This window comes from Plantactinospora sp. B5E13 (genome assembly GCF_039871775.1).
Classification (GTDB): Bacteria; Actinomycetota; Actinomycetes; order Mycobacteriales; family Micromonosporaceae; genus Plantactinospora.
The window spans coordinates 54400-71688 of the sequence record NZ_JBDPLT010000041.1 but is presented as its reverse complement, the minus strand read 5'-3'; the positions used below and the strand labels follow the sequence as shown (position 1 = coordinate 71688).

Here is a 17289-nt window from a genome sequence, read left to right as displayed (position 1 = left end):
CTCGACCGTACGCGACTTGGCAAGAGACTCCAGCAGTTCCCGTTGACCGGTTTCGAGCACCAGCGGTGCGGCAGCACGCGTCACACGCACAGCCTACTAAACGGATAGCTATTTACGAAACAGAGCACTAGGTGCTCGATCCAGGCGGCGGCGTCGGGACGTCGTGCAGCGCGCGGGTCGACGCCAGCGATGGTGCACCATTCGATCCATGCGGCAAGGTCGCGCAGGTATGCGCGTTGAGTGTTGGGGGCATCAGCGTGTTCGCGCAGCCATCCGGCAGTGGCGGCGAGCACCTGCGTGTCGGCGCGGACGGTGGTGTCCGGGCCGAGGCCGGCGACACGGCGGCCGAGCGGTACCCACGGGGTCGCGGTAGTCACAGCCGGGACGATACGCCGACTGGCAGGAGGGGCGACAGGATAACCGTTCTTATCATGTGCTCATCGCCGCCCCTTGCCTCGTATCGACGATGGGTCTGTCCTGGCTGTTGTCGTCTGCCAGTTGATGTGAGGCACTGCCAGCGTGTCCGAGGCATGTCGCGGTTTCTGCCATTTAAGTTGAGGCACACCTTGATGGACTGCTTCAGCGAGAGCGGGTGGCGGTGCGCGCTGCGAGGGCGTTGGCTCCGGAGCGGCCGGCGATGAGTTCGAGCTGGTCTACATCGACACGGCTGGGGTTCGTCAGCGTGGGCCTCTGTCCTTGTGCTGGAGTGTTCCGTTCGAGCGTGCCGGTGCGGTACGCCAGTTCACGTCCCGCCGAGGTCAGCGCAGCTTTTCCGGGTTGTGGTTCTTCGCTACGAGCGGTGAGCATGTCGGGTTCGAATCTTGGCTGGAGCGTGACCGGCTGATGCTGCTGGACGCCGACCCGGATGTCGTCTCGGTTTCGTCGCAGCCGTTCTGGTTGTGCTGGCAGGACGAGGACGAACGGCCGGTACGGCATGCGCCGGACTACTTCGTCCGGCGGCGCGACGGAACCGCGGTGGTGATCGACGTCCGCGCCGACGACCGGATCGGACCCAAGGACGCGGCGAAGTTCGCGGCCACAGCGCGGGCCTGTGAGGCTGTCGGCTGGGGGTTTGAGCGGGTGGGCGCGCTGGATGCCGTGTTCGCGGCGAATCTGCGCTGGTTGTCGGGCTACCGGCACCGGCGGTATCACCAGCAGGTCCACGCTGATCATCTACGGCGGGTGTTCGCACGACCGGTCCCGCTGATGGAGGGCGCGAGCGCGGTCGGTGATCCGCTGGGAGTGCTGCCGGTGCTGTTCCACATGTTGTGGCTGCGGGAACTGCAGGCGGATCTGCGGTCGGCGGCGTTGAGCGAGACGTCGCTGGTGCGGGCGACGGGAGGGCTTCGATGACGGTGTCGCGGCCGCCGGTGCTGCGTATCGGTGACGAGGTTCGGCTCCGCGAGCAGGTGCACGTGGTGGATGGCCTGGCCGAGGGCCAGGTCCGGTTGCTCGACGTCGCCGGCGGCGCGGTGGTGATGCCGCTGAGCCGGTTGCTCACCGATCCGACGTTCAGGCTCGTTTCCGCAGTGCCTCCGGCGCCGTTGCCGCCGGCCGGCCTGCTGGATGGTCTGCCGGACGAGGCTGTCGAACAGGCTCGCCGGTGGGAGCGGCACATCGTGGAGGTGCTCACGGGTCGGCCCCCGGGCGCGGAGAAAGGCGCCCGGGGGCGGCCGGAGTTCGATCCGGAGACCCGCACGCTGCGGCAACGGGAGCTGGCCAAGGTCGCGGAGCTGGCCGGTCAGGGTGAGCAGGTCAGTTTCAAGACGTTGCAGCGGTTGCGGCGTGGGTACGAGCGTGAGGGTTTGTGGGCTCTGGTGGACCGCCGGTTCGCGCGGCTGTCGTCGCCGACCGGCGGGCCGATGAGCGGGTGATCGCGGCGATGGTGACCGCGATCGGGGAACAGACGCATCAGTCCACGGGCACGGCCACGCGGGTGCGGCGCCGCTCGCAGCAGATTCTCGCTGCTGAGTACGGTCCGGATGCGCCGCCGATGCCACCGGAGCGGACGTTTTACCGGCTGTTCGCGTCGCTGTCGGCCGGCAAGCACACCGTCGGATCGGCCCGGACCCGGCAGTCGGCGGCCAAGCGGCCGGACCGGCCGTTCGGGACGGTGACCGCGTTCCGGCCGGGTGAGTGGACGCAGATCGACTCCACGCCGTTGAACGTCCGGGTGGTGCTGGACACCGGTGAAACCGACCGGGTGGAACTGACTTGGCTGATCGATCTGGCGACGCGGACGATCCCGGCGGCGGTTCTGCGTCCTACGACGAAGGCCGCTGACGCGGCGGTGCTGTTGGCGAAGGCGATGACGCCGGAGCCGATGCGGCCCGGGTGGGTCGACGCGTTGCGGATGTCGAGGTCGGTGTTGCCGCACCGCCGGCTGACCGAACTGGACGAACGCCTTGAGCACGCTGCGGCCCGGCCGGTGATCGTTCCGGAGACGATTGTGTGTGATCACGGGAAGGCCTACATCTCGCGGACGTTCCAGAACGCGTGCCGGGCGATGGGGGGTTTCGATTCGGTGGACACGCTGTTCGCGCAGTATGTCGCCGGCTACTGTATGTCGGCTCCAGTGTCGAGCATCGGGGCCGACACGCTGAGAAGGACGCGGTCTGGTCGTTGGCCGAGTTGCAGGCGCTGCTGGACGAGTGGATCGTCGCGGTCTTTACCGACCGCAGGAGCTCGGATATCGGCTCTGAACTGCGACAACACATAGGATACATGTCCGCGATGGCGTTTCAACACCTGGCCTGGCCATCTCCGCGGACCTTGAAGACCGAACGTCTTCTCCAGCACGACGCTAACGTCGGTGGACTTCCTGTCCGCGAGTTGACGCCGGCCCCAGGCCAGTCGCAGAGCTAAGCCGTGAGAAATTGGATAGTCCGATCCGCATGTCGTCGCTATGGTCGCGTGGTGGCATACCAGCACCCGCTCGCCTACACATTGGGGCTGGAGGGCGTGGCGTTGCTGCGTGCCTTCGCCGGCGACTACGACCGGGACTTCATCGAAGCGCGTATCAGCGAGGTCCGGCGCCTTCTGGACAGCCCGTCGCTGAACGGTGACGGAGTCATTGCGGCGCAGGTCGACACCGTCGACGGCTACAAGGTGTGGTCGGCGACCTATGATCAACCAGGCAACGGGCTGTTCGAGATCGAAGAACCCATCGTGCACGAGATCCTCGGCTCCCTGCCACCTGGCGTCGCCTTGGACGCGGCTTGCGGCACCGGCCGATACACCGAGTACCTCGCCAAGCAGGGCCACCGGGTTATCGGCGTCGACAGTTCCCCGGAAATGCTGGCTCACGCTCGTACGCGCGTTCCGAACGCGGAATTGCGGCAGGGCGACTTGGATCAGCTTCCCCTGCCTGACGATCACGTCGATGTCGTCGTGTGTGCGTTGGCGCTGACCCATCTTCCCGATGTCGGGCCGGCGATCACCGAGTTCGCCCGGGTCCTGCGTCCTGGCGGCCATCTGGTGATCACGGACGTGCACCACGAGCTCGTGGCATTGGGGTCAGTGCCGCGCGTTCGTTCTGCCGACGGTGATCCTGGGCTGCTGCCTGCGTTCCGTCATCGGGCCAGTGACTATCTGCGCGTCGCCTTGCCATTGGGCCTGCAGCTACGGCGTTGTGAGGAGCCTCGGATGTCCGGCGACGCCAGCGAGGACATGCCCGGGGAGATCGCGACAGGACCGTGGGACGTCTGGCCTTGGTCGCTGCTGGGCATCGTCCCGGCGGCAGCCGGCGCCGCCTGGGACGGAACACCGAGCCAGATCATCTGGCACTTTCAACTGGCTCCGAGCGCAACCGCGGCTGCGGCCCCTCCTTCCATTGCAAGCTGAGCCGGTTCCTGACGCCGCTTCATATCGATGTCCGCGGCCAGTAGATACTCCCCATAGGCGGCCATTTACCGCCCCGCTGGTGGCCGGGGATCTCCCCGTCGATGGCCAGATACCTCCCCGCTGATCATGTCCAAGTGCTGGTCGGCGAGGGTCGACCGGTGAAACGCGGCAGGGAGATCGTGGAAATTTTGGAGGCGTACGACCTCACGGGTAGTTACCGTGCGGCGGCTGAGTTGGCCGGGTGTGATCACCACACGGTGGCCCGGTTTGTGAAGTTGCGGAATGAGGGCCGTAGTCCCGAGGAGCGGCTGCATCGGGCTCGGTCGATCGATGAGTTTATGGACAAGATCGAGGAGTTGGTGGCGCGGTCGGGTGGTCGTGTCCGGGCGGACGTGGTCCACCGGCGGATCACCGCGATGGGCTTCGCCGGGGGTGAGCGCACGACCCGGCGGGCGGTCGCGGCGGTGAAGCAGGCTTGGCAGGCGGGTCAGCGGCGGGTGTTCCGCCCGTGGATTCCGGAGCCCGGTCTGTGGATGCAGTTCGACTGGGGCGAGGGTCCTCGCATCGGCGACCGTCAATCCCCTGGAATCGTGGAGGACTCGGTTATGCGGCCTGGTTCTCCAGGAGGCGGGTCGTTGATCGTTCGTAGTCGATCGGTGAGCGTCCGTCGCAGACGGAGTGGCGGCGTCGGCGGTTGTAGAAGTCGGTGATCCAGGTGGCGATCTTCAGCCGGGCCTCGGTACGGGTGCGGAACTGGTGACGGTGGACGTACTCGACCTTGATGGTGGAGAAGGTGGCCTCGGCCACGGCGTTGTCGAAGCACGAGCCGACCCGGCCCATCGACTGGCGTACCTTCCAGCGGGCGCACGCCCGGGCGAAGTCGGCCGAGCAGTATTCGCTGCCCCGGTCGCTGTGAAAGATCACCCGCGGCGACGTCGCCGCCGCGGGTGACCGCGGCCATGTTCAACGCGGCGACGACCGGGCCGGCGTCGTGCCGGTCGCCCATGGCGTAGCCGAGGATGTGCCGGGAGTACAGGTCGATGACGGTGGCGAGGTAGAGCTTGCCCTCGCCGGTGGCGATCTCGGTCATGTCGCCGCACCAGGCCACGTCCGGCGCGGGCGCGGTGAACTGGCGCTTGACCAGGTCCGGGACGGCTGGCCGGTTGCCCTGCCGGGTCAGCCCACGCCGGCGTCGTTTCGCTCTGGCGACGAGGCCGACCTCGGCCATGAGCTGGGCGATTGTGTTGTCCGACACCCGCCATCCCTGCTCGCGTAACTCGTCGCCGACGCGTGGGCTGCCGTAGGTGCCGCCTGAGGCGTCGAAGACGCGCCGGACCGCGTCCGTCAGCCTGGTTCTACGGTCCTGGCGGGGTGTCGGCGGACGGTCCCGCCACTTGTAGAACCACGACTCGGACACCCCCAGGGCCCGGCAGGCCACCGCGTGCGGCACGTCGTGCTCGGTCCTCTGGGCAGCGACGAAGGCGGCCACGCTCACCGGCCCGTCGCTTCCTTGACCCACAGGACCACAGATCGCTTGAGAACTCACGCTCCATCGCCAGCTCAGCGTTCTCCCGCCGCAACCGCGCCAGCTCGGCCCGCTCGTCCTCGGCCAGCTGCCCGGCAGCGGCTTCGCCACGAACCACCCGATCCTGCTGCACCCAGTTGGCCAGGGTACCGCTGTTGATCCCCAGATCACGCGCTACCTGCGCGATCGACTTCCCGGTCTCACGCACGATCCGGACCGCCCCAGCGCGGAACTCCGGATCGAATCGGCGTCTCGTCTCAACCATGAACCTCTATCCCTCAAGCTCTGGCCTCCACGTTACGAGGGGAACCACAATGGGTGGGTGGCCCGCAACCCGGCCGCTGTGGTGAGGCGGCCCAAGGTCAAGGCCCACTCCACCACCGCCGGGCTCACTCGTCACGAAGTCGACCTGTTGCTCGCCCAGGCCGACACTGAAGTTGCCGACCGCGCCGAGCGCTGGGAGAAGGCGCCGACGCCGGCCCGGCGCGCCCGGTACCTGGCGGCGTTGCGCGACCGCGCGTTGCTACGGCTACTCGCTGATCTCGGGCTGCGCATCGGTGAGGCCCTCGACCGCGACATCAACGACCTAAGTAAGCCACAACGCGGGGCAACGGACGCTTAAGTTCCTCGGCAAGGGCGCTCAGGAGCGAGAGCGGCCGATGCCTACGCACACGCTGGAGGCGCTCCACGAGTATCTCGACGTCCGAGCGGCCACCACCCACAGCGCCATCGACGCGTTAAACGGCCCGCTGTTCGCCACTACTGGCGTTGACGGTCAGCCAGGCCGGCTCGCCGAGCCCAACGTCTTCGTCTGGCTGCGCAACCTCGCCAGAGCCGCTGGCGTTCCGTCGGCAGACCGGCTGTCACCGCATTCGCTGCGGCACGCGTTCGCCACCTCGGCCCGCGCCGAAGGAGTGCCGTTGGAGGACGTGCAGGATGCAATGGGCCACGCCGACCCCCGCACGACCCGCCGCTACGACCGCGATAGGTACAACCTCGACCGTGACCCCGCCCACATTCTCGGCCAGCGCCGAATATCCCGCAGGCTGATGCCAGCAGCGCCGACCGACATCAGCGAGGATGGCGCAGCGTAATGGAGTCGGACGAGAACGTAGTTGCGGATCATCGTCACCGACGGACGCGACCAAGACGACCGGCCCCATCCAGTGGCGGAGTACGACCGACCAGTTGGGATCCGGTATAGACAGCTGGCCAGTCCGTGAGATCACTGACGTTTGATGTCGTTTTCACTGACGTTCCAATGTCGTTCTACAGCCCGGGCGGGGGATCGGGAGTGAGCGCCAGGCCGACCGCTGGCGGTCGGTGTCAGTGGTCCGTCGTACGGCCGTAGCTGGCGCGGCCCTCGGCAACCTGGCGCGCCTGCCGCTCGCGCCACCGCTTCTGCGCCTCGGCGTTGCACTGTCGACAGGTCCTGCGATAGCGGCCGGTACGGGCGTCGACCTCGCGGTCGTGGCCGTTGCGGCACCGAGGATGCTGTCTCCGGCTACGGCAGTTGTCGGCGTGACCGATCTGCCGCAGGTGGGTCGGCTCGATGCAGTCCGGCACACCGCAGACCTGGTCGACCTCCAACCCGGGGTCGTAGTCGCCGACGAAGGCGACGTACGCGGCGATGTGCGCCCAGGCCCGACCCGCGACCTTCTGGTGCACTCCCCGCCGGCTGCCGTAGCCACGGATGACGAGGCAGCCGTCCTGGGTACGCGCCGAGCGCTCCAGCAGGTACGTCCGGAGTGTTTCCTCGGTGAAGTGGCGGGACAGGCCCCTGATCTGGGAGAGCACGTCGGGAGGATAGCGGGCGTCCGCGATGTTTCCGTGCTCGTCGCCGGTGTGATCCGCGTCGGCGTCCAGCCGGGCGTGGCTGGGTGTGCGATCCACCGCCGAGCTGGGAACCTTCTTTACATGCCGTCTTCCGAGATCGTGCCCCGCGGGTCGGGTGGTCTGGCGCTCATCGCCGCCGGGTCGGCCGACTTCACCGACGCCTGGTTGGACAACCGGCGGCTGTCCGACCACACCCGCGACGCGTACCGGCGGGACGTCGCCGACTGGCTGAACTGGTGCGCAGGCCGCGACCTGGACCCGCTACGGGCCACATTCCTCGACGTCAACGCGTACGCCCGGCAGTTGGAGGTGACGGTGGGGCGGCGCAGTGGTCGCCCGCTCACCCCGGCCACCGTCGCCCGCCGCCTCTCCGCCCTGTCCAGTTGGTACGACTTCCTGGTCAAACTGCGGGCGGTCGACGCCAATCCGGTGGCCGGCGCCGACCGGCCGCGGGTCGACCGGGACCATTCCGGCACCGTCGGGCTGACGCCGGAGGAGGTCGACGCGCTGGTGGCCGCGGCCGAGGCCGACACCGGGCCGACCGCCGCGCGGAACCGGGCCACCATCGCTCTGCTGGCCGACCTCGGGCTGCGGGTCGGCGAGCTGATCTCACTCGACCTGGTCGACCTCGGGGTCGAGCGGGGGCATCGAAGCATCCGCTTCGTCGGCAAGGGAGGCAAGGTCCGTCGTCGCGCCCTCGCCCCCGGCACCGCGTACGCGGTGGACGCCTGGCTGGCCGCCCGGGCCGCCAGCCAGGGGTTGACCGTGCCGGCGTTGACGGGTCCGCTGCTGGTCACCGCGACCGGTGCGCGGCTTGACCACAACGCGGTGTTCCGGCTGGTCCGACGACTCGCCCGGGCCGCCGGCATCCCCGCCTGGGCACGACTCTCCCCACACTCACTGCGACACGCCTTCGCCACCACCGCCCGCGCCGAAGGCGTACCACTCGAAGACGTCCAGGACGCGATGGGACACGCCGACCCCCGCACCACCCGCCGCTACGACCGCGACCGACACAACCTCGACCGCGACCCCTCCTACACCATCGCCGCCGCCCGCGCCCGCCGCCGCGGCTGACGGGACGCGGGTCGACGGTGTCCGCCTATCCGGCGGCGACCAGGGAGTCGTCCGGGCGGCGGGCGAGGAAGAAGTCCCGGACGTCGCCGGCGAGCAGGTCGGGCACCTCCATGGCGGCGAAGTGGCCGCCCCGGTCGAACTCCGACCAGTGCCTGATGTCGTACAGCCGCTCGGCGAGCGGCCGCACCGACTGCGTGATGTCGTGTGCGAAGACCGCCACGCCGACCGGTACCGGACACGGCAGGGGTCGCCCCCGTGGCACATCGTGGTGCAGCCGCGCCGAGGAGGCCGCGGTGGCGGTCAGCCAGTAGAGCGAGATGTTGGTGAGCATCCGGTCGTCGCTGACCGGTGTGGCGGGGTCGGTCCACTGCGCGAAGCGTTCGGCGATCCAGACCAGCTGGCCGACCGGCGAGTCGGTCAGCGCGTAGCCGATGGTCTGTGGGGTGAGGGCCTGCAGCGCCTGGTACGGCGGCCGGTTCGCCATCAGCTGCCTGACCTTGTCCAGCCGGGCTTCGTCCGTCGCGGACAGCTGGACGTCAGCGTCCGGGTCCGGCCGGGTCGGCAGGTAGTTGACGTGCACGCCGACGACCTGCTCGGGTGCCACCGCGCCGAGCGCCAGGGATATGCCCGCGCCGAAGTCGCCACCCTGGGCGCCGTAGCGCTCGTACCCGAGCCGGCGCATCAGCTCGGCCCAGGCGTGGGCGATCCGGACGGCGTCCCAGCCGCGTTCGTGGGTCGGGCCGGAGAAGCCGTAGCCCGGGATCGACGGGATCACCAGGTGGAAGTCGCGCGAGAGCGGCTCGATCACGTCGAGGAACTCCAGGAACGACCCGGGCCAGCCGTGGGTGAGGATCAGCGCGAGGGCGTCCGGGTTCGCGGACCGGACGTGGACGAAGTGGATGTTCTGGCCGTCGATCTCTGTGGTGAAGTGGGGGAGTCGGTTGAGTTCGGCTTCGTGTGCGCGCCAGTCGTAGCGTGTGCGCCAGTGTTCGGCCAGCTCCTTGAGCCGCGTGAGTGGGAAGCCGTAGTCCCATCCGGCGTCGGTGACCTCGTTCGGCCACCGGGTGCGGGTGAGTCGGTCGGTCAGGTCGTCGAGGTCGACCTGGGGGATGTCGATGCGGAACGGCTTGATCATGGTTGGACACTCCAGGGGCATTCGTTCGGACAGCAAACGTTAGTGACACTAACGTTTGCTGTCCGAACGATAACACAATCGTTGGAGCCACCAACAGTTCGTTAGGCTTGTCGCATGCAGAACCCGTCCGAGAAGACACCCGCCGGCTGGGAGAGCCTGCCCAGCTGGCTGCTCACCCAGACCGCCCAGCACGCGCACCGTCTGGTGGGCGACGCGTTCTCGGCGGTGCACGCCCGTGGCTACCACTACCGACTGCTGGCCACGCTGGAGACGTTCGGCCCGGCCAGCCAGGCCGCCCTGGGCCGCCGCAGCGGCATCCACGTCAGCGACATGGTCGCGACGATCAACGAACTCGCCGACCGCGGCCTGGTCGAGCGCGCCCCCGACCCCGCCGACCGGCGACGCAACATCATCTCCCTGACGGCGGCGGGGCGGCGGCAGCTGCGGCGCCTGGAGGAGCGGTTGGCCGAGTGCCAGGACGAACTGCTGGCACCGTTGTCCGCAGAGGAACGACAGCGGTTGACCGAACTGTTGTCCCGACTGTTGGACCACCACCGGCGGACCGGGACCCCCGAGGAGCCGTGGCGCTGACCGGGAACACCCGCGCGGGATCTGGATTCCCGGCCGTCTCCGGTCCAGTCAGGCTCGCCAGGGTTTCTCCCCCGACGCCGTACCGCAAGGGCTTGCCGGGGGGAGGGATCTCCGCTGCCGGACCGACCGGGGTGGGTCAGGACGGCGGCTGTTCGGCGGCGAGCATCACCCGGCGCAACAGGTCGGCGAGGGTCCGCCGTTCGGCGACGGTCAGCACGCCGAGCAGCCGCCCCTCCTCGTGTCCAAGGATGTCCATCGCGTCGAGCCAGGCGGCGTGTCCCTCGTCGGTGAGCTCGATGTCGACCCGGCGCCGGTCGGCGCTGGACGGCGTACGTCGGGCGTAGCCGCGGGTGACGAGCGCGTCGACTCTGGCGGTCACCGACGGCGGGGCGACGTTGAGGTCGTCGGCGAGCTGGGACGGCACCGCCCGGCCGTGTCGACCGGCCAGGGCGTGCAGGGTTTCGAACTCGTGCCGTTGCAGGTCGAAGTCGGCGAGTGCCTTCTCCTTGAACCGCCGCAGATGACGGGAGAGCAACTTCACTCGGGTCACCGCCCCCTCGACGTCCGGGTCGAGCGTGGGCAGTACCGGCAGCCAGCGGGCGACGTGGCTGTCGGTGCGGTCCTGGGGTTCCACGCCACGATCCTACGTCGATACGGAATTATTCGTTGACGAAAAGTTCGACGCCGAAGTAGTTTGCCAACGTGACCTTCTCGCTCCGACCACGGCCCTTCCACCTGCTCTTTCTCGGGCGTACCCTCTCGGCGCTCGGTGACGCCGTCGTGCCGGCCGCGCTCGCCCTCGCCGTACTCCGGGCCACCGGGTCCAGTTCCGCGCTCGCCTTGGTGCTCGGCTGCGCCCTGGTGCCGAAACTGCTGCTCCTGCCGCTCGGCGGCGTACTCGCCGACCGGTTCGACGCCCGCGCCGTCGCGATCGGCGCCGACCTGGCCCGGTGCCTGACCCAGGTTGTCGTCGGGGTCGAACTGCTCGGCGGCGAGCCGGCGCTGGCCACGATCGCCGCCGCCTCCGCGGTCGGCGGTGTCGCCGCGGCGTTCGCCATGCCGACCGCCGCGCCGTTGATCGCCGGAACGGTCGACGGGCCGCGGCGGCAGCGGGCGAACGCCGCGCTCGGGGCCGCCAGCGGCGCCGTCCGACTGGTCGGTCCCGCGTTGGCCGGCCTGGTGATCTGGGCGGCCGGCCCCGGCTGGGCGTTTGTCCTCGACGGGGCCACCTTCGCCGCCAGCGCCGCGCTGCTCGCGGTGACCCGGGTACGACGTACCCCGGTCGCCCCCCGGTCGCTCCTGGCCGACCTGCGCGAGGGTTGGACCGAGGTCCGGTCGCGCGACTGGTACTGGGCCAGCCTGGTCGCGCACGGCGTCTGGAACGGTGCCGCGGCGGTGCTGGTCACGCTCGGCCCGGCGATCGCCGTCGACCGGTTGGGCGGTGAGTTCGTCTGGGTGCTCGTCCTGCAGGCGGGTGCCGTGGGGCTGCTGGTCGGTTCGGTGCTCGCCGCCCGGGTCCGGTCGCGGCGGCCGGTGCTGGTGGCAAACCTGGGGCTGGCCACGTACGCGATGCCGCTGGTCCTGCTCGCCGCCGCCGCTCCCGGCTGGACCGTGGTCGTCGCCTACGGGGTCGCCCTGACCGCCCTCGGATTCCTCAACCCGCTGTGGGCGACGGTGGTCCAGACCGAGATCCCGCCGCACGTGCTGGCCCGGGTCAGCTCCTACGACTGGCTCTGCTCCCTGGCGGCGGCGCCGCTCGGCTACGCGCTCGCCCCGTTCGCCGCCGAGGCCTGGTCGACCGCGACCCCGCTCGTAATGGCCGCGGTCGCGGTGGCGGTGGCCTGTGTCGGCACCGCGGTGGTCCCCGGGGTCCGTCGGCTCGGCACCACTGCACCCGGGCCCGAGCCGGCCGCGACGCGGGCTCTCTCCGAGCCGGCCGGCGTACCCCGGTGACGGCACCACCCGTCCGGTTACGGCACCGACCGCCCGGCCACGCCGCCGAAGCCGGCCAGGGGACTCATTCGCCGGCTCCGGACGGGCGGTAGTGGCCGTACAGCGACCGCGCGGTGGCGGCGAAGACGTCCCGCAACTCCGGCGGAGACAGCACCTCCGCGTCGGCGCCGAGTTTGAGCAGCTCGACGTGGCCGTGCCGGACCGACTCGATCGGCACCACGGTCCGCAGCCAACCGTCGGCGTCGACCGGCCCGGCCGCCTCCCGGGCCCGACGCGACATCTCCGGCGGAAAGATGAACGGCATCCGGTCCAGCGCCTCGGCCCGCATCCGTACCACCGCCTCGGCCTGGTACACCCCCTCCTCGTAGCGCCGGCTCCAGCCCGCCCAGAAACCGGCCAGGTCGAAGTCGGCCGGCCGGTGGAACGTCTCGTCACGTACCTCCAGATCGAGCACGCTACCGACCCGGTAGGCCCGGACCTGGTCGACGGTTCCCGGGCCGGCCGGCGTAACCGGGTCGAGGTGTCGGGCCACCAGATACCAGCGGCCGGCCTTGAGGACCAGGCCCAGCGGACCGAGCCGGCGGGTCACCTCTCGGGGGGTCTTCCATCGGCGGTACCGGATCTCGACCACCCGTTCGGTCCAGACCGCGGTGGCGAGCGCGGCCAGGTGCGGCACCGGCTCGGCCCGGCGGAACCAGCCCGGGGCGTCCAGGTGGAACCGGTCCCGGATCCGGCCGGCCCGGTCACCGAGTTCCCCGGGCAGCGCGGCCCGCAGTTTCAGTTCGGCGGCGGTGACCAGCCCGCCGAGCCCGAGTTCGGCGGCCGGCCCCGGTATCCCGGTCAGGAACAGCGACTCCGCCTCGTCCGGGGTCAGCCCGGTCAGCCGCGTCCGGTAACCGTCGAGCAACTGGTAGCCACCGGCCGGTCCACGGTCGGCGTACACCGGGACACCCGCGGAGCCGAGCGACTCCACGTCCCGGTAGATCGTCCGCACCGACACCTCGAGCGCGGTGGCCAGTTCCTGGGCGGTCATCCGTCCCCGAGTCTGCAGGAGCAACAGCAGGGAAACCAGCCGGGCGGCGCGCACCGGGTCAACCTAACCCGGACGGCCGACGCCCGGGCCGCCGGCGGCGGCCCGGGCTGTTCCGGCTGTCGGGTCCGGGATTGGCCGGGCGCGCCTGCCGCACCGGCACCGGATCGGCTGGGAACCTTTCTCACGTGTCACGATCCGTCCCTGTTTCCACCCGCCGGTCGGCCGCCCCGCCGGCCCGTGGCGACGGTGCCGCCGACTTCACCGAGGCGTGGCTGCGTAACCGTCGGCTCTCCGAACACACCCGGGCGGCGTACCGGCGGGACATCGCCGGCTGGCTCGGCTGGTGCGCCGACCGGGAACTCGACCCGCTGGCCGCGGGTTTCCTGCACGTGAACGCGTACGCCCGCGACCTGGAGTCGAGCGCCGACCCGCGTACCGGCCGGCGGTTGACCCCGGCCACCGTCGCCCGCAAGCTCTCCGCGCTGTCGAGCTGGTACACGTTCCTGGGCCGGCTCGGCGCGGTGGAGGCGAATCCGGTCTCCGGTGCCGACCGGCCGCGGGTCGACCGGGACCACTCGGCCACCGTCGGCCTGACCTCGGAGGAGGTCGACGCCCTGCTCGCCGCCGCCGAGGCCGACACCGGACCGTACGCGGCCCGCAACCGGGCGGTGCTGGCCCTGCTCGCCGACCTCGGGCTGCGGGTCGGCGAACTGGTCTCGTTGGACCTGGCCGACCTCGGCCACGAACGGGGGCACCGCAGTGTGCGGTTCGTCGGCAAGGGCGGACGTGCGCGCCGCCGGGCGTTGACCCCCGGGTCGGCGTACGCGGTGGACGCCTACCTGGCGGCCCGGGCGGCGGCCGAGCGGCGTCCCGTCGAGCAGCTCGACGGGGCGCTGCTGGTCACCGCAAGCGGGAACCGGCTGGACCGACACGCGGTGTTCCGGCTGGTCCGACGACTCGCCCGGGCCGCCGGCATCCCCGCCTGGGCACGACTCTCCCCACACTCACTGCGACACGCCTTCGCCACCACCGCCCGCGCCGAAGGCGTACCACTCGAAGACGTCCAGGACGCGATGGGACACGCCGACCCCCGCACCACCCGCCGCTACGACCGCGACCGACACAACCTCGACCGCGACCCCTCCTACACCATCGCCGCCGCCCGCGCCCGCCGGCACGGCTGACCGGTCCCGGGACCGGCTGCCACGCGGGTGGCCGCCGCCGGTGCCGGGGCGGTTGTAGGGTCACCCGGATGACGCGACGACTTCTGGTCACCGGGGCCACCGGCTATCTGGGGCGGCGGGTGTACCAGCGGGCGACGGCGGCCGGCTGGTCGGTGGTCGGCACGTACCACGCCGGGCCGGCGGAGACCGGCGACGAACGGTGGGACGTCCGGGACCCGTCGGCGGTACGCCGGTTGATCGCCCGGATCCGTCCCGACGTGGTGGTGCACGCGGCGACCGGACGTGACCGCGACGACTGGCGTACGACGGCCGACGGTGCCGCCCACGTGGCGGTCGCCGCCGCGGCGGCGGGGACACGGCTGGTCCACGTCTCCAGCGACGCGGTCTTCTCCGGGCGGGACGTGCACTACGACGAGGAGGCGTTGCCGGATCCGGTCCACCGGTACGGGGCGGCGAAGGCCGCCGCCGAGACGGCGGTCCGGGCGGTGGCTCCGGACGCGGCGGTCGTCCGGACCTCCCTGGTGCTCGGCGACGGTCAGGGCGCGCACGAGCGGCTGACCCACGACCTGGTGTCCGGGCGGTTGTCCGGCGCCCTGTTCACCGACGAGATCCGCAAACCGGTGCACGTCGACGACCTCGCCGACGCGCTGCTGGAGTTGGCCGGCAACGGATACCGTGGCGTGCTGAACGTGGCCGGCCCGGACGTGGTCAGCCGCTACGATCTCGGGCTGCTGGTCGCGGCGCGCGACGGGCTTGATCCGGCTGCGGTGCCGGCGGCCCGTCTCGCCGACCTGGGTGTCCGTCGTCCGGGTGACGTCCGGTTGCGGCTGGAGCGGGCCACCGCGCTGCTGCGTACCCGGTTGCGGGGCGCCCGGGAGTTCCTGACGGCCGCCGGCGGCAGCCCCATCGCCCGGGCCCGTGGCTGAGCGGGTGGCCCGACGGCGGGCCCGGGCAGTGGTGGGTGACGGCGCCGGTCAGTCCTGCGACCGCAGACAGATGCAGAACGGGTGGCCGACCGGATCGGTCAGCACCCGCCACCGCTCACCGCCCGGCTGGAAGTCCGGCCGGGCGGCGCCCGCCTCGAGGCAGGCCGCCTCGGCCTTGTCCAGGTCGTCGACGTAGACGTCGACGTGGTAACGCTTGCCGGCCGTGGTGTCGGGCCAGGCCGGCGGCCGGTACCCCTCGACCAGGCCGAATCCGAGCGAGGAGTGTCCGTCGCTGATCATCGCGTACTCGTCCGCGCTGGCGGTTATCTCCCAGCCGAGCAGCCGGTGGTAGAACTCGGCGTGCGCGCGGGGGTCGGAGCTGTCGAAGTTGACCATGATGAGGTCGCCGATGCTGTTCGTCATACCGGTCAGCCTGCCCGGCGTACCTGACATCTCCTGTCAGGTACGCCGGGCGATTCAGCAGAGCAGGTCGAGTTCGTGGTGCGCGTCGGCGGCGATGTCACCGCCGCGCAGCCGCCGACGCGCCCAGAGCCGGGCGGCGACCTCCGCCGCCTCGTCGCCCCAGCTCGCCTGCTCGACCAGGAGCGCGGTGGTCAGCAGGTGCGCCATCCGCAGGGCGAGCCCCCGCGCCCCGGCGACCGCGCCGACCGCCTCCGGGGTCACCTCGGCGAGTGTGGCCCGCAACTCGGCCGTGCCGGTGGCGAGCGCGTCGGCCAGCCCCCGGTGCAGCCGCCGGGCCGCGTCGGTCGCCGCGTCGAGCCGGCCCAGCAGCGGCACCGCACCGTCGTCGCGGACCACCGCCCGCAGCACGTCCAGGGCGAGCACGTTGGTGGTGCCCTCCCAGATCGGCAGCACCTGGGCGTCCCGCAGCAGCCGGGGGATCCCGGTGTCCTCGACGTACCCGGCACCGCCGAAGCACTCGACGTACTCGCTGGCGGCCGCGACCGCCAGCCGGGCGGTGGCGAGTTTGGCCAGCGGTGCCACGATCCGCAGTTCGACCGCGGCCGCCGGGTCGGCCCCGACCTCGACCTGGCCGAGCAGCGTGAACGCGTGCCCGGCCAGCATGAACGCGCCGGCGGTGTCGACCGCGAGTTCGCCGAGCGTGGCCCGGTGCAGCGGTGCGTCGCCGAGTCGGCCACCGGCGACCTGACGGGCGTCGGCGTACGCCCGCGCGTACGCCAATCCCCGGCGCATCCCGGCGGCGGCCGCCGCCGCGTTGTGCAGCCGGGTCACCACGACCAGCGTCATCGCCCGGGCCAGACCCGGCTGGGCGGGATCACCCAGCGGCCAGGCGTACGCGTCCCGCAGGCCGATCTCCGCCGTCGGCAACGCGCGGGTACCCAGCTTGTCCTTCAGTCGGTGCAGGGTGACCCCGGGGGCCGGGGCGGCCGGATCCGCACCCGGCCCGGCGAGCGGCGAGTCGGCGGCGTAGCGCGGCACCAGGAACGGAACGAGGACGCGGCTGCCGGCGCCGGCGCCCTCCGGTCGGGCCAGCGCGACCGCCAGGGTCGAGTCGGCCGCCGAGCAGAACCACTTCTCGCCGGTCAGCCGCCACGAGCCGTCGTCGGCAGCCCGGGCGACGGTGTTCGACCGGGCCAGGTCGGAGCCACCCTGGGACTCGGTCATCCACTGCCCGCTGAACGCCACCCGGGCCGGGTCGGTGCTGGTCAGCCGGGGCAGCCAGACGTCGCGGACCGTCGGATCGACCTCGGGGCGGGCCAGCAGCGCGGCGGCGCCGTCGCTCATCGCCACCGGGCAGGAGAAGGTCGCCGACTCCGGCCCGTACAGGTGCAGCAGCGCGTGCTGGACGACCCGGGCCGCCGCACCCCAGGTGGCCCGGGCCTCCGGCTGGTAGGGCAGGGCGACGACGGCGTGCCGGGCCGCCGCGTCGCGCTGCGCCCGCCAGCCGGCCGACGTCTCGATCCGGTCGACCCGGGCTCCCCAGCCGTCGTAGCGGACCAGGGTCGGCGGATGCGTCTCGGCGTCCAGGTGCGCGGCCCGCAACGGGCCGGTGACGTCGGTGGCGAGCGCGGCCAGCCGGGACGCGGCGGCGGTGTGTCCATCGACGCCGAGCCGCCGGTCGAGCCAGGAACGCAGGAGTCGGTCGCCGAAGTACGGGTCGGGCGGGGCCGGCACCGTCTGGACGTAGCGCACCATCGCTGGCT

At 71.2% G+C, this 17289-nt stretch carries 19 protein-coding genes and 1 pseudogene; 12 read left to right on the top strand and 8 right to left on the bottom strand.

Going from position 1 to position 17289, the window contains the following annotated elements; all coding sequences use genetic code 11:
- Window positions 1-80: 80 nt before the first annotated feature.
- Window positions 81-377 (bottom strand): hypothetical protein, encoded by a 297-nt coding sequence (locus tag ABGB05_RS28185; RefSeq protein ID WP_347656939.1) that lies wholly within the window; start codon window positions 375-377, stop codon window positions 81-83.
- A gap of 319 nt (window positions 378-696) precedes the next feature.
- On the opposite strand from ABGB05_RS28185, the gene ABGB05_RS28180 reads away from it, so the two are divergent.
- From ABGB05_RS28180 to ABGB05_RS28160, 5 genes and pseudogenes are all read left to right on the top strand, one after another.
- Window positions 697-1353, top strand: a complete 657-nt coding sequence (locus ABGB05_RS28180) for a TnsA-like heteromeric transposase endonuclease subunit (protein ID WP_347656938.1) — start codon at window positions 697-699, stop codon at window positions 1351-1353.
- Entirely contained in the window at window positions 1350-1874 is a 525-nt protein-coding gene (locus tag ABGB05_RS28175; RefSeq protein ID WP_347656937.1) for a hypothetical protein, read from the top strand. Before ABGB05_RS28180 ends, ABGB05_RS28175 begins: the two co-directional genes overlap by 4 nt.
- Entirely contained in the window at window positions 1871-2719 is an 849-nt protein-coding gene (locus ABGB05_RS28170; protein WP_347656936.1) for a hypothetical protein, read from the top strand. Before ABGB05_RS28175 ends, ABGB05_RS28170 begins: the two co-directional genes overlap by 4 nt.
- Before the next feature lie 197 nt (window positions 2720-2916).
- A complete protein-coding gene (locus ABGB05_RS28165; RefSeq protein WP_347656935.1) occupies window positions 2917-3843 on the top strand; it encodes a class I SAM-dependent methyltransferase in 927 nt (308 codons plus the stop codon).
- Between the two features lie 158 nt (window positions 3844-4001).
- Window positions 4002-4424 (top strand): annotated as a pseudogene (locus ABGB05_RS28160) (IS21 family transposase); the annotation flags it as partial.
- A gap of 22 nt (window positions 4425-4446) precedes the next feature.
- Here ABGB05_RS28160 and ABGB05_RS28155 read toward each other — a convergent pair.
- Window positions 4447-4767, bottom strand: a complete 321-nt coding sequence (locus ABGB05_RS28155; RefSeq protein WP_347656934.1) for an integrase core domain-containing protein — start codon at window positions 4765-4767, stop codon at window positions 4447-4449.
- A 923-nt stretch (window positions 4768-5690) separates the two neighbouring features.
- Between ABGB05_RS28155 and ABGB05_RS28150 the strand changes: the two genes are divergently transcribed.
- Complete coding sequence (locus ABGB05_RS28150; protein WP_347656933.1) at window positions 5691-5990, top strand: hypothetical protein; 300 nt, start codon at window positions 5691-5693, stop codon at window positions 5988-5990.
- A 37-nt stretch (window positions 5991-6027) separates the two neighbouring features.
- A complete protein-coding gene (locus tag ABGB05_RS28145; RefSeq protein ID WP_347656932.1) occupies window positions 6028-6462 on the top strand; it encodes a site-specific integrase in 435 nt (144 codons plus the stop codon).
- A 232-nt stretch (window positions 6463-6694) separates the two neighbouring features.
- On the opposite strand, the gene ABGB05_RS28140 is transcribed toward ABGB05_RS28145, so the two are convergent.
- On the bottom strand, window positions 6695-7261 hold the full coding sequence (locus ABGB05_RS28140) for an HNH endonuclease (RefSeq protein ID WP_347656931.1): 567 nt from the start codon (window positions 7259-7261) through the stop codon (window positions 6695-6697).
- Window positions 7262-7285: 24 nt separating this feature from the next.
- On the opposite strand from ABGB05_RS28140, the gene ABGB05_RS28135 reads away from it, so the two are divergent.
- Entirely contained in the window at window positions 7286-8281 is a 996-nt protein-coding gene (locus ABGB05_RS28135; protein ID WP_347656930.1) for a tyrosine-type recombinase/integrase, read from the top strand.
- A 25-nt stretch (window positions 8282-8306) separates the two neighbouring features.
- On the opposite strand, the gene ABGB05_RS28130 is transcribed toward ABGB05_RS28135, so the two are convergent.
- Window positions 8307-9416: an epoxide hydrolase family protein gene (locus ABGB05_RS28130; RefSeq protein ID WP_347656929.1), complete on the bottom strand. Its 1110-nt coding sequence runs from the start codon at window positions 9414-9416 to the stop codon at window positions 8307-8309.
- Window positions 9417-9530: 114 nt separating this feature from the next.
- On the opposite strand from ABGB05_RS28130, the gene ABGB05_RS28125 reads away from it, so the two are divergent.
- Window positions 9531-10007 (top strand): MarR family winged helix-turn-helix transcriptional regulator, encoded by a 477-nt coding sequence (locus ABGB05_RS28125; RefSeq protein WP_347656928.1) that lies wholly within the window; start codon window positions 9531-9533, stop codon window positions 10005-10007.
- Window positions 10008-10143: 136 nt separating this feature from the next.
- Here ABGB05_RS28125 and ABGB05_RS28120 read toward each other — a convergent pair whose 3' ends face one another.
- Window positions 10144-10641, bottom strand: coding sequence for a MarR family transcriptional regulator (locus ABGB05_RS28120; RefSeq protein WP_347656927.1), 498 nt, complete (start codon window positions 10639-10641; stop codon window positions 10144-10146).
- A gap of 68 nt (window positions 10642-10709) precedes the next feature.
- Here ABGB05_RS28120 and ABGB05_RS28115 point away from each other — a divergent pair, with 68 nt between their 5' ends.
- A complete protein-coding gene (locus ABGB05_RS28115) occupies window positions 10710-11960 on the top strand; it encodes an MFS transporter (RefSeq protein ID WP_347656926.1) in 1251 nt (416 codons plus the stop codon).
- A 64-nt stretch (window positions 11961-12024) separates the two neighbouring features.
- On the opposite strand, the gene ABGB05_RS28110 is transcribed toward ABGB05_RS28115, so the two are convergent.
- Window positions 12025-13047 (bottom strand): YafY family protein, encoded by a 1023-nt coding sequence (locus ABGB05_RS28110; RefSeq protein ID WP_347656925.1) that lies wholly within the window; start codon window positions 13045-13047, stop codon window positions 12025-12027.
- Between the two features lie 131 nt (window positions 13048-13178).
- Between ABGB05_RS28110 and ABGB05_RS28105 the strand changes: the two genes are divergently transcribed.
- Both ABGB05_RS28105 and ABGB05_RS28100 read left to right on the top strand, forming a co-directional pair.
- The gene (locus ABGB05_RS28105; RefSeq protein ID WP_347656924.1) at window positions 13179-14177 is read left to right on the top strand and encodes a tyrosine-type recombinase/integrase; all 999 of its coding nucleotides are present in this window, start codon (window positions 13179-13181) and stop codon (window positions 14175-14177) included.
- A gap of 68 nt (window positions 14178-14245) precedes the next feature.
- Entirely contained in the window at window positions 14246-15103 is an 858-nt protein-coding gene (locus ABGB05_RS28100; RefSeq protein WP_347656923.1) for a sugar nucleotide-binding protein, read from the top strand.
- 48 nt (window positions 15104-15151) lie between these two features.
- Here the strand turns inward: ABGB05_RS28100 and ABGB05_RS28095 are convergent, their stop codons facing one another.
- On the bottom strand, window positions 15152-15526 hold the full coding sequence (locus ABGB05_RS28095) for a VOC family protein (protein WP_347656922.1): 375 nt from the start codon (window positions 15524-15526) through the stop codon (window positions 15152-15154).
- A gap of 54 nt (window positions 15527-15580) precedes the next feature.
- Entirely contained in the window at window positions 15581-17281 is a 1701-nt protein-coding gene (locus tag ABGB05_RS28090) for an acyl-CoA dehydrogenase family protein (protein ID WP_347656921.1), read from the bottom strand.
- Window positions 17282-17289: the final 8 nt, after the last annotated feature.

Bases quoted from the DNA above. Each gene is read 5' to 3' on its own strand.
- ABGB05_RS28175 (WP_347656937.1), top strand. From the start codon at position 1,350: ATGACGGTGTCGCGGCCGCCGGTGCTGCGTATCGGTGACGAGGTTCGG.
- ABGB05_RS28145 (WP_347656932.1), top strand. From the start codon at position 6,028: ATGCCTACGCACACGCTGGAGGCGCTCCACGAGTATCTCGACGTCCGA.
- ABGB05_RS28135 (WP_347656930.1), top strand. From the start codon at position 7,286: ATGCCGTCTTCCGAGATCGTGCCCCGCGGGTCGGGTGGTCTGGCGCTC.
- ABGB05_RS28130 (WP_347656929.1), bottom strand. From the start codon at position 9,416: ATGATCAAGCCGTTCCGCATCGACATCCCCCAGGTCGACCTCGACGAC.
- ABGB05_RS28125 (WP_347656928.1), top strand. From the start codon at position 9,531: ATGCAGAACCCGTCCGAGAAGACACCCGCCGGCTGGGAGAGCCTGCCC.
- ABGB05_RS28100 (WP_347656923.1), top strand. From the start codon at position 14,246: ATGACGCGACGACTTCTGGTCACCGGGGCCACCGGCTATCTGGGGCGG.
- ABGB05_RS28095 (WP_347656922.1), bottom strand. From the start codon at position 15,526: ATGACGAACAGCATCGGCGACCTCATCATGGTCAACTTCGACAGCTCC.
- ABGB05_RS28090 (WP_347656921.1), bottom strand. From the start codon at position 17,281: ATGGTGCGCTACGTCCAGACGGTGCCGGCCCCGCCCGACCCGTACTTC.